Source organism: Thermotoga sp. RQ2 (assembly GCF_000019625.1).
In the GTDB taxonomy this organism is placed as follows: Bacteria; Thermotogota; Thermotogae; order Thermotogales; family Thermotogaceae; genus Thermotoga; species Thermotoga maritima.
Window position 1 is genome coordinate 809,129 of the sequence record NC_010483.1, and the last position, 13,859, is coordinate 822,987.

A 13,859-nucleotide genomic window follows, 5' to 3' on the forward strand; every position below is an offset into this window, starting at 1 on the left:
TTCATTCCTCCCTGAGTTTATTCTTGGCCACAAGAACTAGCTTCCTTGCATCCTCTTCATCGTACGCTTCTTTCTCTTCCAACTCTTTGATGACTTCTTCCACATCAAGGTTCACTTCTTCTGCCGTGAGATCATCTGGTATCTCCTCTGAATTTTCGAGAATTTCTCTGGCTCTGTTTTTCACCTCATCGACATCTACATATTCTTCACGATTAGATTCCTGAACTTTACCGAGGAGTTCTTCCAGAAAATCGAGTTTTTCCGCAAAGGCTTCACTTGGTTTCTCCTCCGGAATCCCTTCGACGGTACCCTCTGGCAGTTCCTCAACAACTTCTGGAGTCTCTTTAGCAACACTGGATTTCTTCTCAGAGCGCATCGCCAGGCGTTTCATCAAGAACCTTTGAAGAAAGAAAACTGATAAGAAGGTGGCAGCAGAAACAACCATCGGCAGCCAGAAAGGGATACTCTTTGTAGCTTCAACCTTTTTTGATTCAGAACCTGCCTTCCCGGTTTCTATATATTTTTTCCAGACCTCTTCCGGGACACTCAATCTTTTCAGAATTTCTTGTGCCACTACGTTATCCGGAAAATTTGAAAGGTAAGCACGGGCTTTCTCGTAGTCACCTATTGCGTAGGCACAGATTCCCATTTTCAGTTTCACAAGGGAATCTCTTTCTTCAATGGTTGGATCCTCTCGAAGCGCATTCTCAAAAAGTTCGAGTGCCCTTCTGTAGTCACCTTCGAGGTATGCACTCAAAGCATTGGAATAGAGATCATTGGCAACAGAAACAAGAGAAAGCAAGATGAAAATCAAAATCAATCCTTTGACAACCGCCACTCTTCTACCGATACTCTCACCTTCTCATCAAACACAATGAAAAGACCCTCGTTCCCCGGGAACACATCGATGATCCCCCTGTCGAACCGCTGAGCTTTTCCAGCAGAAAGATCCAGAATGACGCCATCGTAAACAACCAGTATCCTGCCCTGAAAGTTCAGGACCTTTTTTGGAACAGTGAGACCGTAATTTTTTGTTTCCGATCTGCTGCTGGAAACGAAGGCGATAGATCCATCGTTGAGCAAAATATAGAACGCATCGTCTTTGAAAGAAGCATCTACTATTTTCACCTTCTCTCCGAACAGAGAACTTAACACTCTTCCTTTCTCCTTGAAATCCGAACCTATTGCAACAACCTCTCCATCCGTTATGAGAAGGTAGTTTCCATTCTCTGATTTCATTCGAACCGTTGTACCGGGAGAGGTAGCGAGAAGTTTTTCCGCTCCATTCCTGAAAAGATAGTACCTCACACCACCCGGAACCACTCTGGCATAGATAATCGCATTCCTTGTTATCAGAGCATCACTGATATCACCGACAAGAGGAAAGGGTGCGTATTTCTTTATTCCTATGTTGTCCACTATGAAAATGTCGCCTTCATCTACGAACGACGCGTAATCTTCTACCTTTTTAAAAAACTCTATTTTCTTGTCGAAAACTTTCTTGTCCCAGGCAAAAACTCCCGACTCGGTAGCGATGTAGACTTCCTTACCCACCAGGGCTCCAGACAAATAGGAAGAAAGCTCCAGAGACCTGATCCGTTCTAAAAAGTTTTCAAAGAGAATCTTAACTGGCAGCACAGAAAGTTCAGTACCTTTCGTCTCTTTAGCTTCAACAACCTTTTGAACACTTTCCTCAGAGAGCTCCGGGTTTTTCGATGGAAGGTATTCCTCGTAATCATCGCTCCTGAAACCGGAAAAAACCTGAACCTCGTACTTCAAAAGTTTTCTTATGTAGGCTACGTTCTCCTCACGGGAATAGAGATCGTAAAAATTCCCGCTCAACTGCTCAACTTTACCCACCCGACAGGACTGAATGGAAACGAAACCATCTCCTTTTCCTTTCACGAACTCCGGATAGAACCTCTCAAGTTCCGTTCCGGACACATCAACTCCGTAAGGCGGTGTGTCTCCACAGATGGATACTATTTCCACATCGTTTCTTGCAAATTCCCTGAGTTCTTTCACAAGTTGAGAATCCGGAAGGATTTCCTGCACCACCTCACCCAGGGTGTCTATGAGATTTCTGATGTGCAATGTCAACATCTTCAGCTTCGTCCACTCTATTCCGAATATGTCTTCCAACACCTCTGGGTCTTTGCCGTAGAAGATAGAAGAGAAGTAGAGGGGATTCACCACGTTGGTACCCTGAACCGGCGTTGAAAGAAGAACGACTTTTCTGACGTTGTTCACCTCAGGATGACGTTGCAGCATCCTCAAGACGATCAGTCCACCCGTTCCATGTGCAAGGATGTCGAACTCGTACTGTGAATATTTCAAGATCTCTTGGGAGAGAAAATCCGATTCGAAGTCAATGAAGCTTCTTCTTCCTTCTTTTTCTATGAAGCTTCTGTACATCTCACTGTAAGCCAGGGAACGCGGTTCATAAAGGGCGTATTCGTACGTCATGATCGTTCTGTCGGGGAAAATCGTCTCCCATATGTTGTTGTCCTTAACGACACCTTCAAAGGTAGGATCTTCTCCAGGTACCAGAAGAACAGCTGGCCCGGAGCTGTTCACAGCTTCCCTCAGAAGCCTTATCCCATGTTTTTGAAAACCGGCCGATCTCAAAACCACTCCAAAAACGGAAAGATGGTACGTGAAGGCCTCCACATAATATCCTCTTTCGTCCTTTCCTATCATCGATCCGGGAATGATACGGTATCCACCATCCTCTGTCGCGTACGCAAAGGTGAGATTGTTGTAATTCTCCCCTCTGAGGTATTTGGCGTCGAAATAGTATTTGAGACGTATCGGTTTCAGAGCAAACTCATCTACGCCGTCCGCAAATTCCACCCTGTAAAGATCTCCCACGAACACATCCGGATAAAGCTTTCTTTCTTCATCGGAAAGCCTCGTGATTTTCAAAACCTTTTGTTTTCCAAAAGCTCCAGGTGGTATCTCCACCCTCAAATTGATAAAACCAGATTCCGCTCCTTCTTTTCCAATCTTCAAGGAGCCTTCTTTTTGAAAAAAGATCAGAAGGAAAAACACCGTTATGCTTATAAACACCAGGGTAAAAAACAGAATCTTCCTTTTCAAAACAATTTCTAGGAGTTTTTTTAAAAAACTCATCTCTCCTCCACCATCTGTTTGAGTTCTTTCAGAAGAAACAGCGTGCGAAAGAGACCTTCTGATTCGATACCTTTCAAAACTTCTTCATAATACTTATCGGCCATCTCACGAGCTTTCTGAATCCCCACCTTTTTCACAAGCGTCACTTTTTCTGTGTCTTTTCCGAGGTCCTTTCCCACCTTTTCGAAAGACCCAAGAATGTCTTTCAGATCGTCGTATATCTGGAAAGCCACCCCGAACTTCTCTCCGAGGAGTTTCATCTTGGTGTGATCCTTTCCTTTCAGGATAAATGGAGCTGAGAAACAGAAAGCAAATAGCGCTCCCGTTTTGAAAGCGTACATTCTCTCCACCATCTCCTGCGAGATTTCCATCTTTCTTCTTTCGAATTCCACATCCATCGCTTCCCCCAAAAGAAGTTTGTAGGCCGTTTCCGAAAACTCTTCAAAAATCTTTGAATTTCCGATTTTAGATATCTGAGAAAAAGCGAGGAAGAACAGACCATCTCCCGCAAGAAGGGCGATATCTTCACCATAGGTCCTATGACAAGAAGGCTTCCCTCTTCGAAAATCCGCGTTATCTATTGGGGGAAGATCATCGTGTATCAGAGAAGCCGTGTGAAAGAGTTCAACGGCCACCGCCACATCGAGAAGCTTTTCCTCTTCCACTCCCAAATCCTCACCCAGTGTCAAGACGAGGAGAGGACGGATCCTCTTTCCTCCAACCGTCGCGGAGTACAGCATGGCTTCTTCTGTGAGAAGATCCCATCCAGGCCTCAAAATCTCGCGTATTCTTTCTTCAACTTTCTCCTTCTTCATCTTCTTCCCTCTTCTTTTCTATCATCTGTTTGAACGTATCTATGTTCAGATTTTCAACGAACTTCTTGAATTCCTCTTCCTCGTCCTGTGTTTCGTTTACTTCCAACTCGATAGAGTGTTTCTCCACCAGATTGTCCGATACGAAAATGGGTGCCCCGGTCTTCACAGCGAGTATGATCGCATCGGAAGGTCTGGAATCGATATCTATCAAAGCAGCCTCTTCATCTTCCTCGTCCGTGTACGTGAGATCTCTTATCACGAGGGTTGCGTAGAAGGTGTTATCCTTCAAAGAGTGAATGATCACCTTATCCACGCGTGCTTCGAGAGATTCAAGAACACTCAAAAGGAGATCGTGAGTCAGAGGACGCGGAAACTCCATCTTCTCCATCGCGAGGGCCAGAGCATGCCCTTCACACGCTCCTATCCAGATGGGAAGCACTCTATTTGTACCTTCAATGCCGAGAATAACTACTGGCGTGTTACTCACTCTATCGAGCGCCAGAGTCTTCACCCATGCCTTCCTCAAGACAGTTCCCTCCTTTCTGAAACACTCCGCACCAGACTTTATTTTACAACTAAATTTCAATACGAAAAAGGAACCAACCAGTTCCTGTAGAATCCTATTTGAAAGGGGGAAGAGAACATGAAAAAACTGACCGTCTACCTTGCAACGACGAATCCGCACAAAGTTGAAGAAATAAAGATGATCGCTCCAGAATGGATGGAGATTCTGCCCTCTCCCGAAAAAATCGAAGTAGTCGAGGACGGTGAAACGTTTCTGGAAAACTCCGTGAAAAAGGCCGTGGTCTACGGGAAAAAACTCAAACATCCTGTGATGGCGGACGATTCCGGACTGGTCATCTATTCCCTGGGAGGATTCCCCGGTGTCATGTCTGCCCGGTTCATGGAGGAACATTCCTACAAAGAGAAGATGAGAACCATACTGAAGATGCTTGAAGGAAAAGATAGAAGAGCTGCTTTCGTGTGCAGTGCTACCTTTTTCGATCCTGTGGAAAACACCCTTATTTCTGTTGAAGACAGAGTAGAAGGCCGAATAGCCAACGAAATAAGAGGGACAGGCGGTTTCGGATACGATCCGTTCTTCATACCGGATGGATACGATAAGACCTTCGGCGAAATTCCTCATCTCAAAGAAAAAATCAGTCACAGATCAAAGGCCTTCAGAAAGCTCTTTTCGGTTCTTGAGAAGATCTTAGAATCAGAAAACCGGTGAATCCCAGGAGAATCAGCACGGCACTCAGCAGCTGAGCAGCTTTTATGTTTCCAATCATGAGGCTATCGACCCTCAATCTCTCTATCACGATTCTTCCAAGTGAGTAGAGGACAAAATAGAGGCACGTTACTTCGCCGTGCCTTTTCCTGTACCTTTTGAAATAAACACTCAACATGAAAAACACCAGCAGATCCCATATGGACTCATAAAGAAACGTAGGATGAAAAAAGGAATAATCTTTGTACACAACGGGTCTGTAGGGCTCTGGCACAAACATTTTCCACGGAAGGTTCGTGGGAACACCGAATGCCTCGTAGTTGAAGAAGTTTCCCCATCTTCCTATCGCCTGCCCCAGCGGCAATACGGAGGTGAACAAGTCTGTTGCCTGCAAAAAAGTGAAGGAAGGCTTTTTCAATCGAACATACAAGAAGCCTGTGAGAAGAGCACCAATCACAGCTCCATGTATGGCAAGTCCTCCTTCCCAGATCTTCAAAGCATCCCACAAACTTCTGTAATACTTCAAATTGAACAAGACATAATAAAGGCGCGCTCCAACAATACCGGCTATCACTCCATAGAAAATGAGCTCATCGAATTCTTCCAAGTTTATGCCTTCATTCTTCGCTCTCTTTCTTGCCACAAAGTAGCTGATCAAAAAGCCCGTGAGGATCAAAGTGGAATACCATCTGAGTTCAAAACCGCCGATTCGAAATATGTACCTGCTGAGCAGAATTTCTCCGCTGAAAACCTTTGATAGAAAAATAAACAGAAAAACGAAGAAAAGCGTCGATCCAGCAGCAATTGAGAGAAAGGCGAGGATTTTTTTCATTTTCTTCTCCGCCCCCAGATAACCCTCAGTGCTATTTTGTATCTGGTAGGAATGAGTACAACATGTCCACTATCCATAACTACCGCGGTTCTTGCTTGTTTTCCAAACGTCGCGTTTATTATTTTGTTCGCGTAAAAATCCACGTTCTTGAGCCTCTTTTCCACAGAAGTACTGATAGGCATAACGGCTATCACTCTTTCTCTTGGAAGAAACACCTTTCTTCCAAAGGAAACAAAACTCACTTTTCCACCCCCCACAGTGAGTATGATACCATTTTTTAGGGGGGTGAAATAATGGATGCTCTGGGAAAACTTTACACCTCGACCGCTATAGTAACCGTGAACGTGGAAGGGAAACTCAACGGGATCACTGTAGCGTGGGTGACGAGAGTTTCCTGGCAACCTCCCATGGTGGCCGTTTCGATAGGAAAAACCAGATACACAAGAGAACTCATGGACAGGACAGATTCCTTTGCTGTGTGCATTCTCGGAAAAGACGCAAAAGAAATAGCTGAATACTTCGGAACTGTTTCTGGCAGAAACACAGACAAATTCAAAAAATATCCCTACACGATGAGCGAAGGGAACCTTCCCATTCCAGAAGGAACAATCGCTTACATTGAGTGCGACAAGACTGGACAGTTTGAAGCGGGGGATCACATCGTCTACATCGGAACTGTGCGAAGGCAGAAAGCACTGAAAGATGAGCCTCCTCTCATATTCGGAGAACACGAACTGTTGTGAAAGGCAGGGCTCGCCCCTGCCTTTATTTTTTCACGTTTCTTAAAACAGCTCGAAAAAAGTCCCCGTACACTGGAGGCGGGAGGTGATCGAGGATGAAAAGGCTTTTTACGCTGATACTGATTTCCCTGCTGGTCGCGCTCGTTTTTTCTCAGGTGAAAAACGTTATCTATTTCATTGGAGATGGTATGGGTCTTTCTCAAGTCTATCTCACCAGCATGCTCGAAGGAAGACCACTCTCGCTCATGAAGACTCCTTACATCGGACTTGTGAAGACACACTCCGCAAACAGCTGGGTGACTGATTCCGCAGCAGCGGGCACAGCGCTGGCATCGGGGTTCAAAACGAACAACGGTATGATCAACATTCTCCCCGATGGAACGGTGGTACCCACTATCTTCGAAGTGGCAAAGACCTACGGAGTTCGAACGGGTATCGTTGTTACCTGCAGAGTAACACATGCGACGCCGGCTGCTTTCTACGCACACGTTAAAAGTAGAGATGAAGAGAACGAAATAGCAAGACAACTCGTTGAGAATGAAACAGTCGATGTGGTGATGGGGGGAGGTTGGGCAAACTTTCTTCCCAAGGATCTCGGTGGAAAACGAGATGACAACCTCAACTTGATTGAACTTGCAAAAGAAAAAGGGTATATATACGTGAAAACCAGAGAGGAACTCTCAAAAATCTCCGCGGATTCAGATAAAATACTCGCTCTCTTTGCACCAAGTCACCTGGATCCTGCAAGTAGCAGAAAGGAGCAGCCGATGCTCTATGAAATGGTGGAAAAAGTGCTCGAGATACTGTCGAAAGATGATGAACCCTTCTTCCTCATGGTGGAAGGCTCCCAGATAGACTGGGAAGCCCACGATAACGACATCTACGGGGTCTGGAAAGAAGTCAAGGAATTCGACAAAGCCGTTCAGGTGGCGCTTGATTTCGCCCTCAAGAGGGGAGACACCCTCGTCATTGTAACTGCCGACCACGAAACGGGTGGATTAGGGCTTTCTTCGGGCGACTACAGAGTAGATGTGGACAAAATCAGAAACTTCAAAAAAACAACGGACTGGATCATGGCAAATTACTCTCCAAAAGATCAAGAGAAATTCAAAAAGGCCATCGAAGAGTATTTCGGTTTGACTCTTTCTGATGAGGATCTGAACAGGATTTCCATGTCCAAAAATCCAAAGATCGAACTTGGAAGGATCCTGGGAGAAAAGGTTAGCGTTGGGTGGACCACCACAACACATTCAGGAACTCCCGTTCCCATCTTCGCTTTTGGTCCGGGTGCCGAAAACTTCACCGGATTTCTCGACAACACCGAGATTCCAAGGATCATAATGAAACTCACAGGGTACTCTCTTCAATATCCACTTCTGAAAGAACCCGTAACGAAATGAGGGGCGATCTGCCCCCTCATTTGAACACATCGAGCTCTTCTACCTCATCAAACACACCTATGATCTTGTAAAACGCCGTGACCTTTTCCAGGTCCCTAATATCCTCTTCTTTCAAAGGTGCCTCAACTTCCACAAAGAACACGTAATCTCCCAAGAACGTCCTTGCGGGCCTTGACTCCAGCTTTCTGAGGTTTATTCCTCTGCTTGCGAAGATATCCAGAACTGCCTTCAAAGAGCCCGGTCTGTCCTGAACTCCAAAGAAAAGGGAGGTGTATTTCCCTTCCATCTTTCCTGTTTTCCTTCTTATGATGTAGAACCTCGTTATATTCTTTTCTTTCAAGTCCTGAATGCTCCTCCGCAATATGAGTAACCCATACATCTTTGCAGCACTCTCTGACATGATGGCAGCGGATTCGTCATCCAGGAGGTTCACAGCGTCGCTCGTCGAAGAAGTGTACCGAATCTCAGCGTGCGAAAGGTACGTGTTGATGAATCCAAGAGACTGAGATATGGCCTGGGGATGAGAGTAGATCCTTTTTATCTCCTTCAGATCCAGTTTTTTCTTTGACACGAGACAGTGGTGTATCTCGAGCTTTGCCTCGCCAAACACCTCTACTTCGTGGTTGAGCAAGGCGTCCAGTACAGGGATGACTGTCCCGTAGGTGGAATTCTCAATAGGCACGATTCCATAATCTACCTCACCTTTTTCCACCATTTCTATGATCTCGTCAGTTGTGGAACAGTACTTCAGGGGTATTCTTGAACCTATCAGTTTCATGGCCATCTCATCACTGAAACTTCCCATGGGCCCCAGCACTGCCACCGTCCTGGAAATTCCAAGTAATCTGTACTCTTCTTCTTTGGCAAGTTTCATTATCTCCTCGAATATGCGTCTCATTCTAACAGGATTGAGGTCTGTTCTGTCTAGAATCTCCTTTATCTTCTGTTCTTCTATATCCCTTATATCGATGGGAGAGTCTGTCTTTTTCTTTTCCCTTGCGACATCTCTTGCCACTTTCATTCTCTCTTCGATAAACCTGAGCAGTATGAAATCTATCAACCTGATTTTGTGCCTCATCTCAGTGATATTGGAAGGATCTCTCAAAGCAGCGAGGACTTTTGAGACGATGTTGGGTGTCTCTTCAGGAGTACTTCCTTCGCTGAGGTTTGCAATGACTTCTTTCCCCCGTCTCAGAAACGATTCCTTCTCTTCCTCCCAAGAAAGAAGATGAGAAACGTGATCGATCAAAAAGGGATCCCGAAACGCTGAGCCAAGATAGAAAACAGCACACGACCTGTCCAGAAGTTTCACATAATCATCCCATAACACGTCCTTTAACACAACACCCAATTTTCTCAGAAAATCAAGAAAATTCTCGATTGCTTCATCGGAGACCTTCTCAACAACATAAAACTCAGAGTAAGCGAATTCTCCGTGAAAGACCGGAAAGATGCTTGCAAAACGAATCGATTCTTCCTTATAAAACGGAATTGATTTTTCCTTGATGGGATAGAGATCAACGATTCTCTGATTCGAAGATAATATCTCGAGAATCTCACTCGAGACGATGAGACCCGCGTCTTCAATCGATTCGGAAAGCTGCCACTCTGAATCTTCCAGTTCCTTTCTCAAAGCGTCCATAAGAGTTCCTTTCCCGGAAACATAAACTTTCAAATTATCCTACCTCCTTGAACTCTGATCTCTCAAAATATTCTACAACACGGAATTTTTAATCATCAATCGCTTTTTCGTTGGTTCTATTAAAGGAAACTTCAAATTACGTATAAGGAAATTTGAATTCACACATAATTATTACATAATGATGCGTGGTATAATCTGGCTTGAACACCATATCGTGGAGGGGTGATAAAGTGAAAACAGCTATTCTCGACAGATTCGTGTTTTCTGACGAAGTTAGAGATATCATAGAAAACGCCCCCGAGATAATAATACCAGAGAGCAGAAAAGAAATACTTGACCTTGCCATAGCCGGTAGAGACCTTTTCGAAGTAGGCTACGAAGTTCCTGGCAAAGGCTTCGTGGTCGAAGCAACAGTTACCCGCTGTAAAAATGGTCTGGTGGTCAATTACCCCGAACCCTACATGAGACGAAGAGACCCAAACGCACTCGTAGTTGGTGACAATCTGGAAACGGACAAGCCGCGTTTCAGAGAAAGATTCGGAAAAGAATTCGAACCTATTCGACAGGAAACCTTCGAGTGGCTGAAAAAACAGGAGTTGATCCTGCTACCTTTCATGGCCGGTGGATACGATTACGGATATCCTGCCGTTCTGATAGCCCCCAAAAACGCCGGGTTCTTCGTCGGCGGTCTTGCCGATCTCCAGTTCTTCGTACCGGCCAGCGAAGTCCCCGAGAATTTCAAACCCAAACTCTACATGTTCTTAGCCCCGCCTTTCAGACACACACACTTCGACGGCAAACAGGTGGTCGTCCACTACAGACACAACTCCCACTACGAGATCTTCTCCTACAATCTTTATCCAGGTCCCAGCGCCAAGAAAGGAGTCTATGGATTTCTTCTCCACGTAGGCGAGAAAGAAAAATGGGTCACCGCGCACGCATCTGCAGTGAAGGTTATCACACCCTACGAAAACGAGCTCGTGATCATGCATGAAGGAGCAAGCGGAGGAGGAAAGAGTGAAATCCTCGAAGAGATACACAGAGAACCGGATGGAAGAATAAAGCTCGCCGAAAACATTGTGACCGGTGAAAAATTCTATATGGAACTGAAACAATCCTGTGTACTCATGCCTGTAGCGGATGACATGTTTATGTGCCATCCAAAGCTCCAGACGGGAAAGAAACTCGTGGCCAAAGACGCGGAAGCTGGATGGTTCATAAGGGTCGACCACATAACAGAATACGGAAGCGCTCCGGATCTGGAAAGGCTGACCATACATCCACCTGAACCGCTCATATTCCTCAACATCTACGCCGTTCCAAACTCAACCGCATTGATCTGGGAACACATCGAAGATGAGCCAGGAAAACCATGTCCGAACCCGCGTGTCATCATACCGAAACGTTTTATGAAGAACGCGGTTTCCGAACCCGTGAAAGTGGATGTGAGAAGCTTTGGAGTGAGAACTCCTCCTTGCACGAAAGAAAAACCAACGTACGGGATCGTGGGTTTGATGCAGATTCTGCCCCCTGCGCTGGCATGGCTCTGGAGACTGGTAGCACCAAGAGGACACGCAAATCCAAGCATTGTCAGCACCAAAGGTATGACCAGCGAAGGAGTAGGATCCTTCTGGCCCTTCTCTTCTGGAAAAATGGTAAGACTCGCTAACATTCTTCTCGAACAGATCATAGATACACCAGAGACAAGATACATCCTCGTACCAAATCAGTACATCGGCGCTTACAAAGTAGGGTTCATGCCGGAGTGGATTGCAAGAGAGTATCTCTCAAGGAGGGGCGGCGTCAGATTCAGACCAGACCAGCTCGTTCCATCGAAATGTTCGCTCCTCGGTTTTTCTCTCAAAGAGATGAAGATCGAAGGAAACACCATTCCGAAAGAACTTCTGCAGCCACACTTGCAATCCGAAGTAGGTGAGGAAGCTTATGAAAAAGGTGCCCAAGAGTTGAAAGACTTCTTCAAGAGAGAACTGAAAAAATTCCTGACCGAAGACCTGAATCCCGTGGGAAGAGAAATCATCCAGTGCTGTCTCGACGACGGATCTCTCGATGACTATCTCAAGATCATACCGATGAATTTTTAAAGCGGGGAGAATTCCCCGCTTTTTTAAAGTCCGAAGTCTTCCAGCGTCAGAATCACCTTGAACCTTCCCGGCTGTCTCACCCCAGATTCCACTACCAGAAAGTAGTCACAGATCCTCTGAGGAGAAGAACAGTCTGCACAGAATCCTGTTTTTGTGCACGGTGTTTCCAGATTCAGTCGTTTCGAATTCATCGGAGAGATGTATCTCAGCCTTTCTCTCGCCTCCTCTACGTCTTTCACCACCTTGTTCACACTCGCTATCACAACCACGTTTTTTGGTCCAAAAACAACGGCGGCTACCCTGTTACCGTTCCCATCGAGAAAGACCAATTTTCCATCTTCCGTTATGGCATTCACACTGGTGAAGTAATAGTCGGCCCAGAAACTCTTTCTGTATATCTCCTCCACTTCCTCCCTCGTTTTGGCAGCTGCCCTGTCAAGGAAGTTGTACCTGCCGCTGCGCAAAAGTTCAATCACACCTGTATCTGCCAGGGTGAGGGAACCACCAGCCGATACCGTTGCACCCTCCGGGATAAGCTCTTTCACTCTCTCAAGAATTTCTTCACGATCACGAGCAATCCATACCTCATGTTTCTTTTTTCTTAAGTTGTTAGCCACGTGCTCTGCGAGTTTCTCTTTTTTCCATAGCCATAGTTCCTCTCTCAAGCTCATAACTCTATACCTCCTTTTTGTCGAATTTGTGTGATTTATAGAGAAAATCTTATTAACTGAAACTAAAATGGTAGGTTTGGTGGTAGGTTTTGTATACATTTTGTAGTATCTGATTTTTAATTACATACCGTATATTGTATTAAATTGACGAACAATTGCATGAAACTGAATATATGCAAAGCAAACCTACCACCAAACTCTGTATTGACCATTTTAGGACAACTTCAGGGTGGTAGGTTTCTGAAGCTCTCATCAATAGACTATTTTAGTCTTTACAAACAATATTACCGTTCAGATTCAAGATTCTACAACGTCCTTTTAATGAGCGTTGCAGAAAACCTACCACCTAAAATCCAGTATCCAAGCCGATTTCAGAGAAACCTACCACTTACCTACCACTTACCTACCACCCGGGTGGTAAGTTGCAGACATTATTAAAAACCTCATCAGAAGCTTGTTCAAAAATTTCAATACTCGAAACCTACCACCTGCGTCCCCTATTATTTACTACTACTAATAATAGCAGTATAATTGATCTGAAAAGAGGTGGTAAAAAAATGAACTGGAAGGTAGAGCTCTCGGAAATAGAAAAAAAGAAGCGATTCTTTCTAGAAGGCATTTTTGAGAAAGACGGTATAGAACTCGATGTTGGCTTTTGTAGATTCCTGGAACCTGTTCAGGTGAAAATGGTCGTTGCAAAAACGAAAGATGGTTTTACAGTCGGTGGATACGTTCACACGGCAATAGAACACCCCTGTGCCAGATGTCTTGAACCCGCTCGTGTCGAAATAAGTGGAGTTATAGAAGCTCTTTATCTACCGGAAAGCATGAGAAAAAATGTAAAAGAAGAGAAACTTGAATCTTTGAAAAACATCATATACTATCATGAAACGGAATTCGATCTGTCGGAAAGAATCATTGAAGCAATAGTGGTCGCCGTTCCAGAAAAAGTTCTGTGCAAACCGGACTGCAAAGGGTTGTGTCCCTACTGCGGTGCCAATTTGAATGAAGAGCCCGATCATAAATGTGATAAAATTCCTGTGGTTGACAGCAGATTCGAAATCCTTGCCGAGTTAAAAAATAAACTCAAAAACGAGGAGGTATAAAAGATGGCTGTTCCAAAGCAAAAGAGGTCCAGATCGAGAACTCATCACAAGAGAGCGAAGATCTACAGAGCGATAAGCGTGCCTCTTGAAAAGTGTCCAAACTGTGGAGAATACAAGATGCCACACAGGGTCTGTCTACACTGCGGTTACTACAAAGGAAAACAGGTGCTTGAGATATCGGAGTGATA

General features: G+C 45.0%; 14 protein-coding genes. 6 read left to right on the forward strand and 8 right to left on the reverse strand.

Going from position 1 to position 13,859, the window contains the following annotated elements; genetic code table 11:
* Position 1: 1 nt before the first annotated feature.
* The 4 genes from TRQ2_RS04060 to TRQ2_RS04075 are packed head-to-tail and all read right to left on the reverse strand — an operon-like array spanning position 2 to position 4,473.
* Positions 2–838 (reverse strand): tol-pal system YbgF family protein, encoded by an 837-nt coding sequence (locus TRQ2_RS04060; protein WP_038033289.1) that lies wholly within the window; start codon positions 836–838, stop codon positions 2–4.
* Complete coding sequence (locus TRQ2_RS04065; RefSeq protein WP_012310756.1) at positions 817–3,132, reverse strand: alpha/beta fold hydrolase; 2,316 nt, start codon at positions 3,130–3,132, stop codon at positions 817–819. Before TRQ2_RS04065 ends, TRQ2_RS04060 begins: the two co-directional genes overlap by 22 nt.
* A complete protein-coding gene (locus tag TRQ2_RS04070) occupies positions 3,129–3,947 on the reverse strand; it encodes a polyprenyl synthetase family protein (RefSeq protein ID WP_012310757.1) in 819 nt (272 codons plus the stop codon). The genes TRQ2_RS04065 and TRQ2_RS04070 overlap by 4 nt, the downstream gene beginning before the upstream one ends.
* Positions 3,928–4,473: a bifunctional nuclease family protein gene (locus tag TRQ2_RS04075; RefSeq protein WP_004082781.1), complete on the reverse strand. Its 546-nt coding sequence runs from the start codon at positions 4,471–4,473 to the stop codon at positions 3,928–3,930. The genes TRQ2_RS04070 and TRQ2_RS04075 overlap by 20 nt, the downstream gene beginning before the upstream one ends.
* Before the next feature lie 117 nt (positions 4,474–4,590).
* Between TRQ2_RS04075 and rdgB the strand changes: the two genes are divergently transcribed.
* The gene (gene rdgB / locus TRQ2_RS04080; RefSeq protein ID WP_004082779.1) at positions 4,591–5,181 is read left to right on the forward strand and encodes an RdgB/HAM1 family non-canonical purine NTP pyrophosphatase; all 591 of its coding nucleotides are present in this window, start codon (positions 4,591–4,593) and stop codon (positions 5,179–5,181) included.
* Here the strand turns inward: rdgB and lgt are convergent.
* Together lgt and TRQ2_RS04090 are read right to left on the reverse strand one after the other, a co-directional pair.
* Complete coding sequence (gene lgt / locus TRQ2_RS04085; RefSeq protein ID WP_011943360.1) at positions 5,129–6,010, reverse strand: prolipoprotein diacylglyceryl transferase; 882 nt, start codon at positions 6,008–6,010, stop codon at positions 5,129–5,131. The two genes, rdgB and lgt, sit on opposite strands and share 53 nt — an antisense overlap.
* On the reverse strand, positions 6,007–6,252 hold the full coding sequence (locus tag TRQ2_RS04090; RefSeq protein ID WP_004082776.1) for a DUF370 domain-containing protein: 246 nt from the start codon (positions 6,250–6,252) through the stop codon (positions 6,007–6,009). The genes lgt and TRQ2_RS04090 overlap by 4 nt, the downstream gene beginning before the upstream one ends.
* Before the next feature lie 51 nt (positions 6,253–6,303).
* On the opposite strand from TRQ2_RS04090, the gene TRQ2_RS04095 reads away from it, so the two are divergent.
* A complete protein-coding gene (locus TRQ2_RS04095) occupies positions 6,304–6,753 on the forward strand; it encodes a flavin reductase family protein (RefSeq protein WP_012310758.1) in 450 nt (149 codons plus the stop codon).
* Between the two features lie 92 nt (positions 6,754–6,845).
* Positions 6,846–8,150: an alkaline phosphatase gene (locus TRQ2_RS04100; protein WP_012310759.1), complete on the forward strand. Its 1,305-nt coding sequence runs from the start codon at positions 6,846–6,848 to the stop codon at positions 8,148–8,150.
* 16 nt (positions 8,151–8,166) lie between these two features.
* Here TRQ2_RS04100 and pheA read toward each other — a convergent pair whose 3' ends face one another.
* Entirely contained in the window at positions 8,167–9,825 is a 1,659-nt protein-coding gene (gene pheA, locus TRQ2_RS04105) for a prephenate dehydratase (protein ID WP_012310760.1), read from the reverse strand.
* 197 nt (positions 9,826–10,022) lie between these two features.
* Here pheA and TRQ2_RS04110 point away from each other — a divergent pair, with 197 nt between their 5' ends.
* Positions 10,023–11,894 (forward strand): DUF4914 family protein, encoded by a 1,872-nt coding sequence (locus tag TRQ2_RS04110; protein WP_004082768.1) that lies wholly within the window; start codon positions 10,023–10,025, stop codon positions 11,892–11,894.
* A 23-nt stretch (positions 11,895–11,917) separates the two neighbouring features.
* Here the strand turns inward: TRQ2_RS04110 and TRQ2_RS04115 are convergent, their stop codons facing one another.
* The gene (locus TRQ2_RS04115; RefSeq protein ID WP_004082766.1) at positions 11,918–12,565 is read right to left on the reverse strand and encodes a lactate utilization protein; all 648 of its coding nucleotides are present in this window, start codon (positions 12,563–12,565) and stop codon (positions 11,918–11,920) included.
* A gap of 557 nt (positions 12,566–13,122) precedes the next feature.
* Between TRQ2_RS04115 and TRQ2_RS04120 the strand changes: the two genes are divergently transcribed.
* Positions 13,123–13,671 (forward strand): DUF177 domain-containing protein, encoded by a 549-nt coding sequence (locus TRQ2_RS04120; RefSeq protein WP_012310761.1) that lies wholly within the window; start codon positions 13,123–13,125, stop codon positions 13,669–13,671.
* A gap of 3 nt (positions 13,672–13,674) precedes the next feature.
* On the forward strand, positions 13,675–13,857 hold the full coding sequence (rpmF, locus tag TRQ2_RS04125; protein WP_004082761.1) for a 50S ribosomal protein L32: 183 nt from the start codon (positions 13,675–13,677) through the stop codon (positions 13,855–13,857).
* The last annotated feature ends 2 nt before the right edge of the window (positions 13,858–13,859 follow it).